Here is an 18,275-nt window from a genome sequence, read left to right as displayed (position 1 = left end):
GCTCCCCGGCCGCCGGAGGCTCGTGTAGAGGTCAACCAGACGCGATGCGATACAACGTCACCCTCCCCTCCGGCCGAGAGATCCCCGTCGACGTCACCCACCTGCCGGACGGGCAGGTGCAGGTCTCGGTCGAGGGGCGCACGCTCGCGGCCGACGCCTTCGGGCAGGGCGCCTCGGTGCACCTGCGCCTGGACGGCCGCGGCGTGGAGCTCCGGCTGGACGGCGCGCCGCCCGACGTCGGCGTTGTCGCGAACGGCCGGCGCTTCACGGCGCGGGTCGAGAGCGAGCGGGCGAGGGACCTGCGCAGCGCCGCGAGCGCCGGCCCGGCCACGGGCGAGGGGCTCGTGACGTCGCCCATGCCGGGCCGGGTCCTGAAGGTGCTCGTCAGCGAGGGCGACGAGGTGCTGGCCGGCGCGCCGCTCGTCGTCGTCGAGGCGATGAAGATGGAGAACGAGCTCAGCGCGGCGCGCAGCGGCGTGGTGAAGAAGATCTACGCCACCCCCGGCACCGCCGTGGAGAGCGGCGCGCGGCTCGTCGAGGTCGGATGACGGCGCCGGCCGCCGTCCGCTTCCCCCGGCAGCGCTTCCCCCGGCAGCGCTTCCCCCGGCAGAGAGAGATGGGAGAGACACGATGCGCAAGCGACTCGCGCTGAGCCACCTTCCTACCCCGATCCAGCGCCCGCGGCGGCTCGCCGAGGCGCTCGGCGTCGACCTTCACGTGAAGCGCGACGACATGACGGCGGGCGCGGAGGCCGGCAACAAGATCCGCAAGCTCGAGTACCTGCTCGCCGACGCGCAGGAGGAGGGCGCCGACTGCGTGATCACCTGCGGCGGCCTCCAGTCGAACCACGCGCGCGCGACAGCGCTGCTCTGCGCCTCGCTCGGCCTGCGCGCGGTGCTGTTCCTGCGCACCGCCGTCCCGTCGGCCCCGGCGCCGCTCGAGGGCAACGTGCTGCTCGACCGGCTCGCCGGCGCGGAGATCCGGCTGATCTCGCCCGAGGCGTACCGGGGCCGCGAGGCCGTGATGGCCGAGGCGGCCGCCGAGATCCGCGCGGCGGGCGGCCGGCCCTACGTGATCCCGGAGGGCGGCTCGAACGGCCTCGGCGCGCTCGGCTACGTGCGCGCGATGGAGGAGATCCGCAAGCAGCTCGACCTCGGCCTCGCGGGCGGCAAGCCGTTCGACGTCATCGTGCACGCGTGCGGCTCGGGCGGGACGGCGGCCGGCACGGCGCTCGGCGCGTCCCGCTACGAGGTGGCCGGCGAGGTGCGCGCGATGGCCGTGTGCGAGGACAGGGCGACGTTCGCGCGCGTCGCGCTCGAGATCATGGACGACGCGCGCTCGCTCGATCCGCGCCTCGGCGCGCCCGCCCACCTCGTCATCGACGACTCCGCGAAGGGGCCCGCCCACGGGGCGTCGACGCCCGTGCAGCGCGCGCGGATCCTGAAGGTCGCGCGGCTCTCGGGGCTCATCCTCGACCCGGTGTACACGGGCAAGGCGTTCTCCGGGCTCTGGGACATGGCCGAGCGGGGCGAGCTCTCGGGCAAGCGGGTGTTGTTCCTCCACACCGGCGGCCTGCCCGGGCTCCTCGCGCAGGCCGCGGACTTCACCGACGCCCTCTAGGTCCCGCCGCGCCACCACGCGTCGGCGAGCGACGCGTCTTCCAGGGTGTCGATCTCCATGTAGCCGCCGTGGGTGTCGACCTTGTGGAGCGCGGCGCCCGACTCGATCATGCTCTGGAGCAGATCGATGAGGTAGGCGCGCCGGAACGTGCGGCCCTCGCGGAACTCCGGGCGCTCCGAGAAGGCGGCGCGCGCGGCGTCGAAGGCGGCCAGGAACTGCGAGGCGCCCAGCGCCGAGAGCTTCATCACCCCGATGAACTCGCCCGTCGCCGACGCCGACGGGATGCGGCGCGAGACCTCCACGACGCGGCCCGCGCCGTCGGCGCGGAGCTTCTCGGCGTCGGTCTCGGGGTGCTGCGAGCGGTTCACGTACCGCCGCCGCCAGTCCGTGTCGCAGGCGAGCGCGATGTCGTGCGGGGAGCGCACCAGATCGGCCACGATCTCGGGCCGGTAGACGATGTCCGCGTACGTCGAGACGAAGCCGCCCTCGAGGTGCTCGCGCGCGCAGAGCAGCGACAGCAGGATGTTGTTCTGCTCCCAGTCGCGGTTCTCGACGTACGTCAGATCCGGGTACGCGGCGCGGATGACGTCGGCCTTGTAGCCGCAGACGAACACGACGTCCGACCGCTTGAAGCCGCCCGCCGCGAGCGCGTCGAGGACGCTGTCGAGCATCGGGCGGCCGAGGATGGGGACCAGCGTCTTCGGCAGCTCTTCGGTCAGGTGACGCAGCCGGCTGCCCCGGCCCGCCCCGATGATCACGGCCTTCACGACGCCGCCGTTACCACGGCCAGACTCGGGCGATCACCGCGACATGAGAAGCAACCCGAAACCCCATGGATCCAGGCCCCCCTTACGGAATCGTGACCGTGAGCTGACCCCCTGCCGCCGACCCCCGGGCTAGAAGCCAAAGCATGGAGATCGCGGTCGTCCTCATCGCCCACTCTACGCTGTCGGTCTTTTTCCAGACCTTCTTCCTGCACCGGTACGCCTCGCATCGAATGTTCACGATGTCGAAACGTTGGGAGCGGATTTTTCACTTCCTGACGTATCTCACGCAGGGCTCTTCGTACCTCGTGCCGTGGGTCTACGCGATCTTGCACCGCATGCACCACGCCTTCAGCGACACGCCGAAGGACCCGCACTCGCCGCGGTACTACGCGAACGTCGGCACGATGATGTGGGACACGGCGAAGCGCTACGACGCGATCTACGAGGGCAAGGCCGACGTGGAGCCGCGCTTCCTCGGCGGCTACCCCGAGTGGCCCACGCTCGACCGCATCGGCAACTCGTGGATCAGCCGCCTCGCCTGGGGCACGGGCTACGCGGTCTTCTACATGGCCTTCGCCTCGCACTGGTGGCAGTTCCTGTTCCTCCCGCTCCACTGGACCATGGGCCCGCTGCACGGCGCGATCGTGAACTGGTGCGGCCACCGCTACGGCTACCGCAACTTCAACAGCGACGACGACTCGCGCAACACGCTGATCCTCGACGTCGTGACGCTCGGTGAGCTCTTCCAGAACAACCACCACAAGTACGCGATGAGCCCCAACTTCGCGGTGCGGTGGTTCGAGATCGACCCGGCCTATCAGGTCATCCGCGTGTTCGCCTGGCTGGGCATCCTCCAGATGTCCGACAAGCGCCAGGTCGCCCGGCTGGAGCCCGAGGTCGCGCAGGCCGAGGGATAGCGGCGATCGGCCGCCGGCCGCGCGTCGGGCGCGGCCGCGCCGGGGCCGTCGAGCGAGGCGCGCGGGGCCTAGGCACCGCGCGCCTCTCTTTTTCAGGCGTTCTCGTACAGCAGCCGGAACCCGCCGGGGACGTCCTTCGGCCCGATCTGCTCCTTGCGCTTGTTGAACTCCGGCAGGCAGGCCTGATAGGCCGCGTCCACCCGGAGATCGCTGCCGTCGTAGCCCGGGCGCCAGATCTCCATCGTCTCGCGCGCAAGGTCGATGATGTCCTTGAACTGCCCGCGCTCCTTCAGGATCTGCGTGCTGAGCCCGTACATCAGCAGCCCGCCCGGGATGGCGCCGAGCGCCGTCGTCGCCAGGGCCGGATAGCAGATGCGCGACGTCAGCACCCCGAACCGCTCCCGGATCTCCGCCATGGTCTTGCGCTGGAGCAGCTTCGCCCCGGCGAGCGGCCCCATGGCGTAGACGGGATCGTCGCTCGGGTAGTCGTAGTCGCAGAACGACACGACGCTCTCGCCCTTCGCGAGGAGCCCCGCCGCGGCGAGCGGCTCGGCCCACAGGAGCGACGACGTGCCCATGAACTTGTTCGTGCGCTCGATGTCCGCGTCGTTCGCGACGTCCACCTCGACGAGCCCGAGCTTGCGGATGTTCTCGGGGCGCGAGAAGTCCGGGATCTGGAGCACCGCGTCGAACGCGACGTCGAGGTCCTTCACCTTCGTCGGCCCGTGCTCCGCGTACCGCTTCATCGCGCCGGCGGCGATGCCGTTCACGAGGTGCACCGCCCGATACCGCTCCTTCAGCGCGGCGACGACCTCGTCGATCGCCTGCGGCTTCGTGGCGTCGTTGTTCCAGAACCGCGCCGTGAGCCCCTCGGCCTCGGCCGCCTCGGTGATCGCCTTCACGTGGTGCGGGCCGATCTGCATCTTCTCGCTGTCGAAGTGCACGGCGAAGACGGCGGCCCGCTCCCCGAAGAGGAGCTGCAGCGCGAGCGCGCGGGTCATGCCGTTCGAGCCGCCCAGGATCAGCACGGCCGTGTCCGGGGCGATGCGCGCGCCGGCCGGGCTGATGCGGGCGCGGTGCTCGGCGAGCTGCTCGGTCGCGACGCGCGCGCCGTGCTCGGCCAGCGCCCCGACGAGCGCGCGGCGATCGAGGCCGCCGAGAGGAAGCTTCTTGAAGGTCTCTAGGTCATCCATCACGTCCGGCGTCTTACCGTCTCCCGCGCTCCGCGTCACGACTGGACAGCTCGCCGCCGTCCGGGCGCGCCTCCTTTGCGACGCCGGCGTCCGAAGCGGGAGCCCCCTCCGTCCGAGCCGTGATAGAACGGTCCTGTGAAGACGGTTCTTGTCACTGGCGGCAGCGGGTTTATCGGGCGCGGTCTGGTGAAGGACCTGCTCGCGCGGGGGGATCGCGTGACGGTGCTGACGCGCGACGTGGGGCGCACCCAGGCGTCGCTGCCGGGCGCGCGCGTCGTGTCGTGGAGCCCCGACCGGCCGGGCCCGTGGTTCGAGGAGCTCGACGGGGTGGACGGGGTCATCCACCTCGCGGGCGAGTCGATCGTCAAGCGCTGGTCCGAGGACGCGCGGCGCGAGATCGTGAGGAGCCGCATCGACACGACCCGCCTCATGGGCGAGGCGATCGGCAAGGCGAAGCGCAAGCCGGGCGCGTTCCTCTGCGCCTCCGCTGTCGGCTACTACGGCCCGCAGCCGGGCGATCGGGTGCTCGACGAGGACGCGCCGCCCGGCGAGGGCTTCCTCGCCGACGTCGTTGTCCACTGGGAAGAGGCGGCGCGCGCCGTCGAGGAGCAGCACGGCGTCCGGTCGGTGCAGCTCCGGATCGGCGTGGTGATCGGCGAGGGCGGCGGCGCGCTCGACAAGATGATCGCGCCCTTCCGGTTCTTCCTTGGCGGGCCGATCGGCGACGGCAAACAGGTGACCTCGTGGATCCACCGCGACGACGTCGTGGGGCTGACCCTGCTCGCCCTGGACGACGAGGCGGTGCGCGGCCCCCTCAACGTGACCGCGCCGCACGCGGCGACAGGCGAGGAGGTCGCGCGGGCGATCGGCGCCGTGCTCCGCCGGCCCTCGTGGCTCCGCGTGCCCGAGGCGATGGTGAAGCTCGGGATGGGCGACGCGGCCGAGATCATCACCACAGGGCAGCGCGTCTATCCCCGCCGGGCGGAGGCGCTCGGCTACAAGTTCCGCCACGCCCGGCTCGTGCCGGCGCTCGAGTCGATCTTCAGCCGCTGAGCGCGCAGCTCCAGCCGCCGGGCGCGCGAGCGTCAGCCGCCGGGCGCGCCGGCGCGCTCTCCCGCCTGGCCCGCGGAGCGGCTGGGCAGCCGGGCGCCGCAGCGCGCGGCGCCCGGCGGCTGTCCACGCAAAAAGAAGAGCCGCCGGTGGCGCGCTGAGAAGTCGACCGTTGTCGAGCAGCGCACCATCGGGAGCCCGGACGGCGGTTTCCCAGCGCTCCCCCAAGCGCTCCGTCCACTTTCATGTTTACGACATCATCCGCCGAGAATCTCTCGGGATGAGTTGGATTGGCGCGTGCAGGGTATCCCGACCGGAAGCCGCCGTGCACCCCCTGCAGCCCATGCGAGAACCAAAGTCGTTAGGGAATCCCCCTTGGCGCACCGCGCAATCGCAGGGTTGCTCGTCTGAGGCGGTTTTTTCTGCGTGAGCGGGGGTGGGGACAGGGCGCCGTTTTTTGCCTCTGTCCAGACAGGTGACCACCCCGGCTCGGTTGGCGGGCGGCGGGCGGCGGGTGCGATCGCGCGCTCAGTGGCTGATGCCGCGACTCTGGAGGATCTCGCGCACAACGGACTGCGCGGAGGTCGGCAGCTCGGCGAGCGCGCTGCGGGCGAGCTCCACGAACTTCATGCCGCGCGCGCGCTTGAGCGCCTCGACGGCGGCGGCGCGCTCCTCGGCGCCCTCGTGCTGGAGGATGCCGAGCAGCAGCTCGCCGGCCTCGAGGGTGTCTATCTTCGCGATCGCGCGCACGGCGCTGGCGCGGACGGCGGGCGCCTGCGACTCGCGGTAGATGCGGGCGAGCGGGTCGAAGGCGTGGGCGAAGCGGAGCTCCTCGAGCGCGCGCGCGGCCTCGTGGACGACGGTGGGGTCGGGGTCGACGAGCGCGTCGCGCAGCGTGATGAACGTCCGCTTGTAGAGGAAGCGGGAGAGCGCGCGGACCACGGCCACCCGGATCTTCGGCTCGGGGCGGCGGAACAGGTGCTCGAGCGGCGAGAGGATCGTGTAGAGCTCGACCGTCGCGAGCTGCTCGGCGAGGCTGATGAGCTGCTGCGCGGGCGACCTCGAGGCGGGCGCGGCCTCGGGCGTCGCGCCCTCGACGGCGAGCGCGGTCAGCCGGGCGAGCATGGCGCGGCGGCGGGTGACCTCGGACCACTGCGCCGGGTCGAGGACGATGTCGCCGCACGCCTGGCTCGCGCTGCCGGCCTGCTCCCACTCGACGAGATCGATGTGCCAGACGTCGGGGAAGCCGAGCTCGTGGCGGAGGTGCGCCGGCAGCGGCGAGGCGTCGATCGGCAGGTCCTGCGCGTCGACGTAGCGGCCGCCGGCGCGGGCGTAGTGCTTCTTGCGGGTCTCCTCGAGCGGGAGCTGCGTCAGGGCGCGGTAGACGCCCCCCACCTTGCTGTACTGCCCTGCCTCGCCGAGCGCGATCACCGCGGCGAGCAGCGCGTTCTCGGCGATCTCGGGCGGGGCGGCGCGCTTCTGCGAGACGGCGGACACCTCCTGCCAGAGGCGGGCCTGCGTGAGCACGGCGAAGTTGGCGACGGCGGCGAGGCCCTCCTTGCGGGCGTACGTGGCCATCTCGCGGGCGAGCGTGGCGGCGGCGGAGATCTCGCCCTGCTTCTCGGCCGCGGCGACCGCCTCCTCGTAGGACTGGAGCGCGTAGTAGCGCAGGTGGTCCTCGCGCAGGATGCGGATGACGTTCACGTAGCCCTCGAGGACGTGCTCGAAGGCGCGGCTCTCGCGCCCGACGGCGATGAGGACCTGGTAGCAGTCGAAGGCGCGCTCGCGCTGGCCGATGGTCTCGTACCTGTCGGCGGCCTCCTCGAGCAGGTGGACGGAGGCGAAGACGGCCTCGCGCGCGGCCGCGGCGTCGCCGGTGCGGAGCGAGGTGCGGGCGAGGTTGAAGCGGGCGAGGCCGGCGGCGTAGAGGTCGCTGCCCGACGCGGAGAGGAGCTGGGCGAGGCGCGACCAGAGGGCGCGGGCGCGCGCGAAGTCCTGGCCGCGCTCGCGGGCGATGGCGGCCTGCGCGACGAGGCCGGCGGCCTCGTACTCGTCGGCGGCGCGGGCGTGGAGCCGCTTCTGCCGCTCGGGGTCCTGCTCGCGCTCGGCCCAGGCGAGCATGGTGCGGGCGCGGTCGATCGGCGGGACGTGCGCGAGGAGGGGGCGCTGGCCGTGCTCGCTGCCCGCGTACCAGGCGACGGTGAGCGCGCTGCGGTGGTCGCCCAGCCGGACGAGCACGTCGCGGAGGTCTTCCGTCATGGCGACGTAGTCCTCCTCGCGCGCGATGGTGTGCTGGAGGGCGCTGAAGAGCGCGTCGCGCGCGCGGGAGAGATCGCTCCTGGCCAGCGCGGAGCGGGCCTCGTCGCGGAGCTCGTGCAGGGGGCGGACGCCTTGGGTCATGCGCCGGGCGAGCGTAGTACAACGCCGCGGCGCCGGCGCGCGGCGATGGAGGAACCGTCAAACGGCGCATCGCGGGCGCGGCGTGAGGCGCCCCGCGGAACCGCGAGAACCCGGCTGACGCTGCGGCGGGCGGTCTGTTAGAGCGGCGGCCGACATGAAGCTGTCTCCTCTGGCTCTGCCGATCGCCTGCGCCGCTGCGTCCGTCCTCTCCTGCGGTGACGCGGGCCAGCGCACGCCGCTGGTCCTCGACGCGCCGGGCGCCGAGCTGGCTGCGCCGGGCGCGCCCGACGCGTCCAACGTGCCCGACGCGTCCAACGTGTCCGACACGTCCAACGCGTCCAACGTTCTCGCCGCCGCGCCGCCGCGCGAGGCGTCGTCCGGCGATCACCGCTTCTGCGGCTGGCTGCACGAGTTCCTCGGGGATCCCGCGTCGACGGAGCTCGGATACGACACGTTCGCGGCCCATGCCGGCGCGTTCGACGCCGTCCACCCGAAGTGGTGGCGCGTCGCCTCGCCGACGACGTTCGAGAACCACCCGCGCGGCCGGGCGACGCCGTTCGCGGGCTTCCACGACCGGCGCGTCCTCGACGCGACGGCGGCCGGCGGGGGGCGCACCCGGCTCGTCCCGCTCGTGGCCGCTGTCGACAGGCCCGACGTCGTCGCGGTGCACGCGATGATCCACGACCCTGCGCTCCGGGCGCAGCACGTGGCGGGGCTCGTGGCGATCGTGATGGAGAACGGCTACGACGGGATCGACGTCGACTACGAGCACCTCGCGTCCGTGCTCGGGCCGGGCGAGACAGTCGAGGCCGAGCGGGCGGCGTTCTCGGCGTTCATCGACGTGCTCTCGCGGGCCCTCCACGCGCGCGGAAAGACGCTCTCGCTCGCTGTCCCGGCGGTCGCGTCCGCGAGGGGCGTTTTCGACTACGAGGCGCTGAGCGCCTCGGCGGATCACGTGCACGTGATGACCTACGACTACCACTGGGGCGGCGGGCCGCACGCGGGCCCTGTCGCGCCGCTCGGGTGGCTGAAGCGGACCGTCGCGTACATCGGGGGGATCGACGGCGGCGCGCGCCGGGAGAGGTTCATCCTCGGGCTGCCGAACTACGGCTTGCTGGGGCCGGCGTCGCCGGAGGGCGGGGGCGCCGTTGTGGGGTGCGAGCCGCTCAGCAGGTGCCGGGAGCTCGCGGGCGACGTCTACGCGACGAGCACCGACCACATGAGCCGGTGCTCCGAGGACGGGGGAGAGCGGTTCGCCCCCGGGAGGTCGCCCAACCGGGTGCTCGCGAGCGGCGAGCACCTCTTCTTCGAGGACCTCGGGTCGCTCGAGGAGAAGGTCGTCGCCGCGCGGCAGGGCGGGCTCGGTGGGGTGACGTACTGGAGCATCGGCGGCGAGCCGGGCGGCGCGGCGTTCTTCTCGATGATCGAGCGCCACTTCCCGAGGTAATCGCGTGATCGCGTGATCGCGGCGCGTCAGACCCTGAGGAAGATGCCCCGGCGGTGGAGGGGGTAGAGGAGCACGAGCCAGAGGGTGACCGCCGCGAGCGCGAAGGCGAGGGAGGCGTTCAGCGGCGAGAGCCACGACGCGAACAGGCGCGTGTACAGGATCTGGAGCGCGCTCGTCCGCGCGCCGTCGTCTCCTGTGCTGGTGACGAAGTAGAGAAGGTGTCCCATCATTGTCGAGCCCACGTAGGCTGCGATGGGGTTGGCGCCGAAGATGAGGAATGGCGCGCCCCAGCGCTGCCATCGCTGCACATCGACGATCCACATGCAGGCGGCGAGGACGACCGCGGCCACGCCGGCGGTGAAGAGCGCGAACGAGCTCGAGTAGAGGCTGCGGTTCCAGGGGAACACGCGGCTCCAGAGCAGGCCCAGCGCGATCCCCGCGGCGCCGGCGGCGAGGAGCCCGGCGATGCGCGCGCGGAGCCCGGCGGTCGTTGTCAGCCAGCGGCCGGCGAGGCCCCCGAGCATCACGGTCATCGCCGCGGGGAGGGTGGCGAGGACGCCCATCGCGTCCCAGCCCTTGCGCGCGATGTGCCCTCCGAGCAGAGCGCGGTCCACGAGGGCGGGCAGCGTCCGGTGCGGGTCGTCGAGCGGATAGCGCCGCAGGACGAGCCAGTAGCCGATCAGGGCCGCGGCGATGATCAAGGCCTGCTGCCGGGCCGTGGTCCTGAGGCTGAGGAGCGCGGCGAGCATGTACGCGGCGCCGATGCGCTGGAGGACGCCCGGGATGCGCAGCTCGGTGAGGCGCTCTGCGGGGAAGAACGGGAACGCGGAGAGGAACAGCCCGAGCAGGATGAAGATCGCGCCGCGCCGGACGATCTGGCGGGCGAGCTCGCCGTCGGTCGCGCCCCGCGCGCGGCGCGCCGACAGAGAGATGTGCAGGGTCACGCCGATGATGAAGAGGAAGGCGGGAAATATCGTGTCGGCGAGTGTGCAGCCGTCCCAATAGGAGTGGGCCAGGGGCGGATAGATGGCCGGGAAGCTGTCCTGGAAATTGACGAGGAGCATCGCGACGATCGTGATGCCACGGAAGATGTCCAGCGATTGGAGCCGCATGCGAAGAATGTAGTGTGCATGGAGCGGTGAGCCACGGAAGCGTGGGTTTCTCGTGCGCAGTCGGTCAGCGACCTTGCTGCGATGTTGGTTGATCCGAGGCTGTCCGGCGTGCCCGGTAGTCCGGGGGGTTCATGGCGGCGGCGGCGCGCTGGATCCTCCTTGCTCGAGTACCCTGATGGTCTCGAGCACCGTCGAGGCCTGGGCGGTGTGCGGGTCGGTGGCCGTCGACGTGCGCTTCGCCTCGACGGCGCCTTCCGGGGTGAGCCGACGCGGCGCCCTCGAGCGGTCAGCCGCCCTCGGCCTCTCGACGGCTCAGCGCGCCGCCCGAGGGGGGCGCCGAGCCGGAGCGACCGGGTGGTGGGGAGCGGCCGCGCTGCGGCGCCCGTGCGCGCGGCGCGGGTGGTTCCTGCCGTCCCGCGTGGTATGGTGCGCGCCGTTACAGCAAGAGGAGAATTCTGTCATGGCACGCACCCCGTCCACGATGCTCGAGCTGGGCACCTCGGCGCCCGACTTCCGGCTACCGGATTACACAGGAAAGCCGGTGGCGCTGTCGGACTTCACCAAGGAGCGGGCGCTCCTCGTGATGTTCATCTGCAATCATTGTCCGTTCGTCAAGCACGTCCGCCACGAGCTGGCGAAGCTGCGGCGCGATTACCGTCCGGAGGATGTGGCCATCGTGGCCATCAACTCGAACGACATCGTTGCTTATCCGGCGGACAACGCCGAGGCGATGGCGCGGGAGGCGCGCGAGTCCGGCTACGCGTTCCCGTACCTCCTCGACGAGTCGCAGCGGGTCGCCAGGGCCTACCGTGCGGCCTGCACGCCCGACTTCTACCTCTTCGGCCCGGATCGCCGGCTTGTCTACCGCGGCCAGCTCGACGAGAGCCGGCCTGGCAACGACGTCCCGGTGACGGGCCGCGATCTCCGCGCCGCGATCGACGCGGTGCTCGCGTCGGCGCCCATCCCCTCGGATCAGCGCCCGAGCATCGGGTGCAACATCAAGTGGAAGCCCGGCAATGAGCCGGAGTACTTCGGCTGAATTTAGAAGGAATTACAACAGGTTGGGCCCGAGACCTACCCCTGTCGGGCAGAATGCCGGGCAGAAATAGCTCCGCCGGCAGTGGCGGGAAGACCTCCCCAAGGAGGAACTCGACCGACTCGGCCTCGCGCACGTACTCCATCGTGGTGCTCATCTGCTCATGGCCAGCCCGATGCATAATGTGCAGCGGCTCGTCGCCGCGGATGGCGGCCCAGGTGATACCTGTTGACCTCAAGTCGTGCCACGTGAGGCGCTTCCGGGTGGCGTCGTCGGCGAAGAGCTCGGCGCGCGTCACCCCGGCGCGCTGGAGGTACGCCCGGAGGCGCGGCGCGAGCGCGTGCAGCGGCGGCACCGCGACGAGCCGGACGGCGCCGGTCGCGCGGGCGTCGGCGACGAGGACCTCGAGGAGCGGCAGCAGCTCGGGCTCGATGGAGAAGCGCCGGGGCATGTTCGTCTTCACCTCCTTCAAGCCGCCGCGCTTCCGATCGATCGCGCGGTGGACGTGCAGCACCCGATGCCGCAGGTCGACGTCCTCCACGTGCAGTGCCTCGACTTCGCCGGCGCGCGCGTACGTGTACACGTGGAGCGAGACCAGGCGGCGCCACCGGGCTGCGCGGGGGGCAACTGCGCATCGTCGCCGGGCGCCCGGGGAGCGGAAAGAGCAGTTGGGCGCGCGGGCTCGCGGTCAACGCGGCGAAGACCCGCGAGCCGGTGCAGATCGGCGCGGTCGTGTTCTCGATGGAGATGACCCGCGACGAGGTGTCGCGCGGGATGCTCTTCGCGGAGGCCCACGTCGACGGCAAGCTGTGGGCCTCGAACCAGCTTCAGGCGCAGCACTGGAGCCAGATCACCAGCGCGGCCGCGGTCATCACGCAGCTCGGGATCATCATCGACGACACGCCCGCGCTCACGCTGGCGGAGCTCCGCTCGCGCGTGCTGCGGTACGCGGCGGAGTTAGATCGGCCGGCCGAAGGCGGGCAGCGCGCGCGCCGTCTCGCGGTCGTGGTGGTGGATTACCTCCAGCTCATGAAGGGCTCGGGCAAGCCGGGGCTGAGCCGACAGCAGGAGCTCGGGGAGATCTCGCGCGGCCTCAAGGCGATGGCGAAGGAGCTCCAGATCTGCGTGGTGGCGCTCGCCCAGATGAACCGCGAGGCGGAGAAGCAGCGGCGCCGGCCGCAGATGTCGGACCTGCGCGAGAGCGGGGACCTCGAGGCCGACGCCGACGAGGTGACGTTCATCCACCAGGCGCCCGACGAGGACGCCAGGCCCGCGCCGGCGCGACGTGGCGGCGGGGCGGGGCAGGGCCAGGAGGTCGACGACGCCCCGGAGAAGGGCGTCGCGGAGATCATCATCCGGAAGCAGCGCGGGGGCGAGACGGGGACGATCCGCATGAGGTGGTTCGGGGAGTGCACGCGGTTCGTCGACCTCTCGCCCAGGGAGGCGCCGTGAGCGGGCGGTCCGCGGGCTCGAGCTGGGCGCGCTCTTTCAAGCATCGCGACTCCGGCGCGGAGGTCGCGTCAGGATGACCGTCGCGAAGTTGAGCAAGAGCTTCGGCAGGTTGCTGGGTGGGCGCCCGGCGTACGCGTCGACCAGGAGGTCGACCAGATCGAGGGCGAAGGAGCAGGCGGAGAGGGCATATGAGACGTGGTTCCACATGCCATGCCGAGCGCATAAGAAGATTATCGCTCGACGCCGGAGATCTTTCGGGAGGTTCTTGTCAGCGCCTATTAACTGGCGTCCTTGATCCCGGGCATTTTCGCGGCAGCGCCCAGTCGCTGCGCGAGGTCGCTGGGCGGGCGAGGTGTCCAGGCGGGCGAGGCGTGCCGCGTCTGACGCCCGCTCGGCGTGGTAGCCTCACGCCCGTGCCCCGCCGCCGCTCCGCCGCTGAGATCCTCCGCACGGTCCCGCCGCGCGACCGCGCCGTGATGCTCCGGCTCGGCCTCGACCTGGACGACCCCGAGGCCGCGGAGCTCTTCGTCGAGGGCGTGCGTGTGGCCGACGACGCGATCGCGGAGCAGGCACGCTGGGAGCAGGAACGGCTCGGCTGAGGGCGAGCATTCCGGTTTGCCGAGCGCATTTTTCATGCCCGGCGTCGTCGATCTGGCGAGGGGCCCGTAGTATCCTGCCGGACATGAGCCCGCGACGAGACAGCGCCGCCCCCGCCCGGCAGCCCAGGATCCCCGAGAACGACCCGGTGTGGCAGGCATTCCTCCGCGCGCCCATCGATGATGAGCCGCTGACGGACGAGGAGCGGGCGGTGCTGGAGGCTGGGGCGGACGGCCAGGGGATCCCGCACGAGGTGGTCACCGCTGAGCTCCGGCGGCGTGCAGAAGCCGAAGGCGCTGGAGCCGAGTTCGACGAGCTGATGCGCGCGCGCCTGCCTCGATGAGCTGGGAGATCGAGTGGATGCCGTCCGGCATCGCCTCGCTTCAGCGGATCCCATGGCGCGACGGAGAGCGCGTCGACGCGGCCGTGAAGCGCTACGCCACGACCGGCGAGGGCGCCGTGTACCGAGTCCCGGCGGACAACGCCATCATCATGCGCCTCCGCGTCGGGCAGTACCGCGTCCTCGCCACGCTCGACCCTTGGGACGGCACGATGCGGGTCTGGTGGGTGTACCGGGTGTAGGGGCCGTGCGCCGGCGGGGTGGCTCGAGCGCCGAAACGGCAGTCGGTCGCCTCAGGGTGCTGGTAGCCTGGTTGCATGGGGGACGACAACCCGGCGCGCTGCGAGCGGTGCGACATGCGGGCTCCGGAGGGGCAGCGCCTCTGCGCAGCATGCCGCCGCGCAGAGCACCCTGAGCCTGCCCAGGTTCTACTGCGAGAGCCGGCGCGGGGCCCCGGCGGCGAGCCGCAGCATCCGGCCCGCCAGCGCGGCCTCACCGTCCGCGGCCTCGGGTGTCTCATCATCGTGGGTGTCGTGGCTGTGGCGCTTGTCGGCGCCCTGCTGGAGCGCCCCAGCGGCCCCGTGCTGTCGGACAGCAGTCACCGCCCGAACCCGGACGTGGACATCTTCGCCAGGACCGTGCGCGCGAACCAGGCGCGTCGTGAGGAACAGGAACGAGAGCAGCGGGAGCGCGAGCGGAAGCAGGAGAAGGCGCGCCTCGCGGCCATCGAGGCAGCCAGGCCACCGGCGGAGCGCGCCGCCCTTGCGACCGAGGTCCTCACGAGCGACGGCGGTGACGCGAAGACGGCCTACTGCCGCGCCCGGGAGCTGCTTGACCCGATCGAGCCCAAGGACAGAGGAGCAGCGGACGTCCGCAAGGCGCTGTCCCTCATGAAGGCGAAGCAGGCTCTTCTCCTGCAGGCGGAGCGCGCCGCCTTCGAGAAGACGCGCGGGCTGATGTGCCGCGACGGAACCATGAGCCCCACCTGCCGCTGCCACGGGTCGCACCGCGGATGCTGCTCCCATCACCGCGGCGTTGCGGGCTGTGTGCCGCTGCCGACGGAGGTCACCTGCCCGTAGCCGGCGCGCGCGGCACTCGGCCTGCCCACGCCAGCGTCGCGCTTCCCCTCGCCACCGCCGCGGGCGTACCCTGCCACCTCCGAGGTGCCGTCATGGTGGCGCTGTTTCGCCACCGCCGCCACGATCCGAAGGAACTTCATGTTCTCGACCCCGTTCTCCCGCCACGCGGGCGCCTGCCCCCGACTCGCAGAGGCACGCGTCCACGTCAGCCTGGACGGCGCCGGCGGCGGAGGACGTGACGCACAGCGGGTGGGCGGGCCCGTCCGTGGCACCCGGAGCTCCGCTGTCCGCTGGACGGACGTGCGGCGCGGTTCCGCCACGGGTGTGCTCGAGGACGCCACGGTCGCCCGCCGGGCCGTCTCATGGAGACACCGCGCGGCCGAGCTGGACAACGCCGGTACCGAGCGCCGTGCGTGGCTGGCGCGGGTGCGGTCGGCGCGCCGGCGGCGCGGCCTTGATGGGGCGTACGATCGGCAGCGGGATCACCGCCACACCGAACACCGCCCGGGCGAACCACGGCGGCATGGCCGCGAGCTCGTCGAGCGTCGGGCCAGCGGCCCCGAGCCACCACGGGAGCCTCGCGAGCGGGGCGATGCGGCCGCTCTTGCACCCGACGCGCTGGACCACGGACGCGGCCGTCATCGATCGCCCCCTTCGCCGTTCTCGGCCCGCTCGTCGGCCGCGGCCTCGAGCGCGTCCCACCCGAGCGACGTCGCGAGGAGCTGCCGCCCGACGAGAGCCAGCGCCGCCGCGGCCTCCGGGTCGGCGGCGGCCGCAGGGGAGGGCAGGGGAGGGGCAGGGGAATTCTGCCCGAATTCTGCCCGAAGGCGTGGATCCGGGCACTTAGCTGCGCCGGAACGCACCACGCCGACTTCCGGCCCATGGTCGTTCTGCTGCGGATCTCCAGCAGATCGCAGGTCCGTAGTCGGGCAATGAGCCGGAGTACTTCGGTTGAGCCGCCGCCGAGATCCTCCGCTCGGTCCCGCCGCGCGACAGCGCGATGATGCTCCGGCTCGGCCTGGACCTGGACGACCCCGAGGCCGCGGAGCTCGTCGTTGCGGACGCCCGCGCCGTCGACGCGTCGATCGCCGAGCAAGGAGCGCCGGGAACGGGAGCGGCTCGGCTGAGAGCCCGCATTCCGGCTCGCTGTGCGCATTTTCCATGCCCCGCGCCGTCGATCCGGCGAGGGGGCCGTAGTACCCTGCTGGCATGAGCCCCCGACGAGACAGCGCCGCCCCCGCGATGGCCCCCGACCTCGGCGACGAGGAGGATCCGGTCCTCCGCGCGTTCCGGCTGGCGCCGGTGGTTTACGACGAGCAGATCTCGGACGAGGAGCGCGAGGCGGTCGCGGCCGGAGCGGCGGGGCCCTTTACCCCACACGAAGAGGTGATGGCCGAGATCCGGCGGCGGGCGGAAGCCGAAGGCGCCTTGGCGGAGTACGAGGAGATCATGCGGGCCCGCGGGCGGACGCCGGCCCGTCCTCGATGATGTGAGTCGTCGACTGGACCCTGCCCGCCCGGGTCGCGCTGAGTCGTCTCCACTGGCTGGACGCCGCCCGGATTGATGAGGCCGTCGAGCGCTTCGCGAAGGCAGGCGAGGGCGACTTTTACCGATTGCCAGAGGATGACGCCGTGACGCTGCGCATGCGCGTCGGGTCGTACCGCGTGCGGCTGACGCGTGACGTTCGGGAGCGCGTGCTGCGGATCTGGTGGGTGTACCGGGTGTAGCGCGCACCGCGGCCGGCGATGCGGAGCGCTACCCGTGCTCCTGCGTTCGTGACCTCTACTCGCACGCGCAGATCCCGCCGTGGTGTGAGCAGCACCCGCGTCGTGGCGTGGAGCAGGTTGGCGACACGCTGCCGTCACAGCAGCAGACACGGCCGACGTTCTGAGCAGCGCGCTCCCGAGCCTCGGCGGCCCGCTCCGCCGCGTGCTGCCGCGCCCGCGCCGACTCGGAGGCGGCATCGGGCGGGGTCGACCCCTGCCGCGACCCGGCCAGCGCGAAGGCATCACGCCGGTGACGTGGTGCCAGGTGCATGATCAGACGACATCGACGCCTTGATCATGCCGGATGCACCCCTGTGGGCCGAGGTACGGGCCCGCCGGCGCGGCGATCGCGCCGCTGAGTTCGTCAGGGATCACAGACGGTCACGACCCTGGTAATGTGCAGGGCTGCACGGGGCGTGAGGCCGCAGCCAGGGGGGGATTACCTTGCGACGCCACGACAATCGTCTGCATGGCAAGCAGATTGCGGCACGCCGCCGAGATCCACGTCCGGGTGGCGCACAGCGGCAGTCGCGCGGCCCGGAAGTGCCCTGTTTTCCTACACCATGAGCGCCCATACGACACGGCTTGGTCAAGGCCAAGGAGGCCGATCTCACGATGCAGAACTGGCTCGACCCGGAGCGCCAGGCGCTGGCGAAGAGCGCCGCGAGGGTGCTCAAGGACAACGCCGCGCACAACCGCAGCGGCCTCCCACCGTTCCGACTGCCGCAGGTCGCGCAGCAGATCCTTGACGAGCTGTCGCATTTCCTCTCGGCCGGCGACACGTCGCACGTGCTGTCCCTCGGGCTCAAGCTCGGGCAGCAGGGGCTCGGGCTGCGCGCTCTCCTCGGGCTGAGCCGCGCGCTCCTGCGCGAGGTGCTGGCGCGCCTGCCCGGAATGACGCCCGAGGCGCTGGAGGGGGTGGCGCGCGTGAACGACTACCTGACGCTGCTCGTGGACGCGGTGGCGGAGCAGGAGAGGTGCGAGATAGGCGTCCAGCGCGACGAGATGCAGGTCGCGCTCGAGCGCGCCATACAGAACCGCGAGCGCGAGCTGCGCCGCGTGATCATGGAGCTCTCGACGCCGATCATGCCGGTGTACGACCACATCCTGGTGCTCCCGCTCATCGGGAAGCTCGACACGGAGCGAGCGGACAGGATCACAGAGTGCCTGTTGCGAGAGGTGGTGGAGCGGCAAGCGCGCACCGCGATCATCGACGTGACCGGCGTGCCGGCCATGGGCGCGGAGGCCGTCACCGCGCTCGTGCGCACCGCGCGCGCGCTCGACCTCCTCGGCACCCACCCGGTGCTGGTCGGCATTCGCCCCGAGATCGCCCGTGCGCTGAGCGATCAGGAAGCGCACCTCGCGGGCATCGTCGTCCTGGCGAACCTTCAAAGCGGTATCCTTTACGCGCTGCGGCGGGAGGGGCTCGACGTGTGTCGCAGCCAGCTCCCGCAGCGCGGGGCTGCTCTCTCGCACCGCAGCCGCTGACGAGCGCGCCG

18 protein-coding genes and 1 pseudogene are annotated in these 18,275 nt (G+C 71.8%); 13 read left to right on the top strand and 6 right to left on the bottom strand.

Features of this window, described 5'->3' with window-relative positions:
- Positions 1-44: 44 nt before the first annotated feature.
- Both WMF42_RS31500 and WMF42_RS31495 read left to right on the top strand, forming a co-directional pair.
- A complete protein-coding gene (locus tag WMF42_RS31500) occupies positions 45-548 on the top strand; it encodes a biotin/lipoyl-containing protein (RefSeq protein ID WP_061610245.1) in 504 nt (167 codons plus the stop codon).
- 82 nt (positions 549-630) lie between these two features.
- Positions 631-1,620 carry a D-cysteine desulfhydrase family protein gene (locus WMF42_RS31495; protein WP_437686465.1) on the top strand — a complete coding sequence of 330 codons (990 nt, stop codon included), beginning with the start codon at positions 631-633 and terminating at the stop codon, positions 1,618-1,620.
- Here the strand turns inward: WMF42_RS31495 and WMF42_RS31490 are convergent.
- On the bottom strand, positions 1,617-2,387 hold the full coding sequence (locus tag WMF42_RS31490) for an NTP transferase domain-containing protein (protein ID WP_061610243.1): 771 nt from the start codon (positions 2,385-2,387) through the stop codon (positions 1,617-1,619). The two genes, WMF42_RS31495 and WMF42_RS31490, sit on opposite strands and share 4 nt — an antisense overlap.
- 143 nt (positions 2,388-2,530) lie before the next feature.
- On the opposite strand from WMF42_RS31490, the gene WMF42_RS31485 reads away from it, so the two are divergent.
- Positions 2,531-3,304 carry an acyl-CoA desaturase gene (locus WMF42_RS31485; protein WP_061610242.1) on the top strand — a complete coding sequence of 258 codons (774 nt, stop codon included), beginning with the start codon at positions 2,531-2,533 and terminating at the stop codon, positions 3,302-3,304.
- 92 nt (positions 3,305-3,396) lie between these two features.
- Here WMF42_RS31485 and WMF42_RS31480 read toward each other — a convergent pair whose 3' ends face one another.
- Entirely contained in the window at positions 3,397-4,497 is a 1,101-nt protein-coding gene (locus tag WMF42_RS31480; RefSeq protein ID WP_061610241.1) for a hypothetical protein, read from the bottom strand.
- Between the two features lie 135 nt (positions 4,498-4,632).
- On the opposite strand from WMF42_RS31480, the gene WMF42_RS31475 reads away from it, so the two are divergent.
- Positions 4,633-5,550 carry a TIGR01777 family oxidoreductase gene (locus WMF42_RS31475; RefSeq protein WP_061610240.1) on the top strand — a complete coding sequence of 306 codons (918 nt, stop codon included), beginning with the start codon at positions 4,633-4,635 and terminating at the stop codon, positions 5,548-5,550.
- A 525-nt stretch (positions 5,551-6,075) separates the two neighbouring features.
- Here WMF42_RS31475 and WMF42_RS31470 read toward each other — a convergent pair.
- Positions 6,076-7,947 carry a HEAT repeat domain-containing protein gene (locus WMF42_RS31470; RefSeq protein WP_061610239.1) on the bottom strand — a complete coding sequence of 624 codons (1,872 nt, stop codon included), beginning with the start codon at positions 7,945-7,947 and terminating at the stop codon, positions 6,076-6,078.
- A 154-nt stretch (positions 7,948-8,101) separates the two neighbouring features.
- Between WMF42_RS31470 and WMF42_RS31465 the strand changes: the two genes are divergently transcribed.
- Complete coding sequence (locus WMF42_RS31465) at positions 8,102-9,394, top strand: glycosyl hydrolase family 18 protein (RefSeq protein ID WP_437686461.1); 1,293 nt, start codon at positions 8,102-8,104, stop codon at positions 9,392-9,394.
- Positions 9,395-9,420: 26 nt separating this feature from the next.
- Here the strand turns inward: WMF42_RS31465 and WMF42_RS31460 are convergent, their stop codons facing one another.
- Positions 9,421-10,506, bottom strand: a complete 1,086-nt coding sequence (locus WMF42_RS31460) for an acyltransferase family protein (RefSeq protein ID WP_437686459.1) — start codon at positions 10,504-10,506, stop codon at positions 9,421-9,423.
- A 460-nt stretch (positions 10,507-10,966) separates the two neighbouring features.
- Between WMF42_RS31460 and WMF42_RS31455 the strand changes: the two genes are divergently transcribed.
- Positions 10,967-11,545, top strand: coding sequence for a thioredoxin family protein (locus tag WMF42_RS31455; protein ID WP_061610236.1), 579 nt, complete (start codon positions 10,967-10,969; stop codon positions 11,543-11,545).
- Here WMF42_RS31455 and WMF42_RS31450 read toward each other — a convergent pair.
- A pseudogene (locus WMF42_RS31450) lies at positions 11,505-12,155 on the bottom strand (site-specific integrase); the annotation flags it as partial. The gene WMF42_RS31455 and the pseudogene WMF42_RS31450 sit on opposite strands and share 41 nt — an antisense overlap.
- On the opposite strand from WMF42_RS31450, the gene WMF42_RS31445 reads away from it, so the two are divergent.
- From WMF42_RS31445 to WMF42_RS31425, 5 genes are all read left to right on the top strand, one after another.
- Positions 12,089-12,994, top strand: a complete 906-nt coding sequence (locus WMF42_RS31445) for a replicative DNA helicase (RefSeq protein WP_437686456.1) — start codon at positions 12,089-12,091, stop codon at positions 12,992-12,994. The pseudogene WMF42_RS31450 and the gene WMF42_RS31445 sit on opposite strands and share 67 nt — an antisense overlap.
- A 413-nt stretch (positions 12,995-13,407) precedes the next feature.
- Positions 13,408-13,593, top strand: a complete 186-nt coding sequence (locus WMF42_RS31440; protein ID WP_437686455.1) for a hypothetical protein — start codon at positions 13,408-13,410, stop codon at positions 13,591-13,593.
- A gap of 83 nt (positions 13,594-13,676) precedes the next feature.
- Complete coding sequence (locus WMF42_RS31435) at positions 13,677-13,934, top strand: hypothetical protein (RefSeq protein WP_437686453.1); 258 nt, start codon at positions 13,677-13,679, stop codon at positions 13,932-13,934.
- On the top strand, positions 13,931-14,173 hold the full coding sequence (locus WMF42_RS31430; protein ID WP_437686451.1) for a type II toxin-antitoxin system RelE family toxin: 243 nt from the start codon (positions 13,931-13,933) through the stop codon (positions 14,171-14,173). Before WMF42_RS31435 ends, WMF42_RS31430 begins: the two co-directional genes overlap by 4 nt.
- A gap of 282 nt (positions 14,174-14,455) precedes the next feature.
- Complete coding sequence (locus tag WMF42_RS31425; RefSeq protein ID WP_437686449.1) at positions 14,456-15,010, top strand: hypothetical protein; 555 nt, start codon at positions 14,456-14,458, stop codon at positions 15,008-15,010.
- 360 nt (positions 15,011-15,370) lie between these two features.
- Here WMF42_RS31425 and WMF42_RS31420 read toward each other — a convergent pair whose 3' ends face one another.
- Positions 15,371-15,652, bottom strand: coding sequence for a hypothetical protein (locus WMF42_RS31420; protein ID WP_437686447.1), 282 nt, complete (start codon positions 15,650-15,652; stop codon positions 15,371-15,373).
- Positions 15,653-16,219: 567 nt separating this feature from the next.
- Between WMF42_RS31420 and WMF42_RS31415 the strand changes: the two genes are divergently transcribed.
- Both WMF42_RS31415 and WMF42_RS31410 read left to right on the top strand, forming a co-directional pair.
- On the top strand, positions 16,220-16,498 hold the full coding sequence (locus WMF42_RS31415; RefSeq protein WP_155798871.1) for a hypothetical protein: 279 nt from the start codon (positions 16,220-16,222) through the stop codon (positions 16,496-16,498).
- An 863-nt stretch (positions 16,499-17,361) separates the two neighbouring features.
- Positions 17,362-18,264 (top strand): STAS domain-containing protein, encoded by a 903-nt coding sequence (locus WMF42_RS31410; protein WP_233562382.1) that lies wholly within the window; start codon positions 17,362-17,364, stop codon positions 18,262-18,264.
- Positions 18,265-18,275 lie beyond the last annotated feature (11 nt).

Origin of the sequence: Sorangium sp. So ce176, from assembly GCF_051519835.1 — a bacterium.
Classification (GTDB): Bacteria; Myxococcota_A; Polyangia; order Polyangiales; family Polyangiaceae; genus Sorangium; species Sorangium cellulosum_G.
Note: the sequence above shows the minus strand (reverse complement) of the source record. Positions and strands in the feature narration are given on the sequence as shown.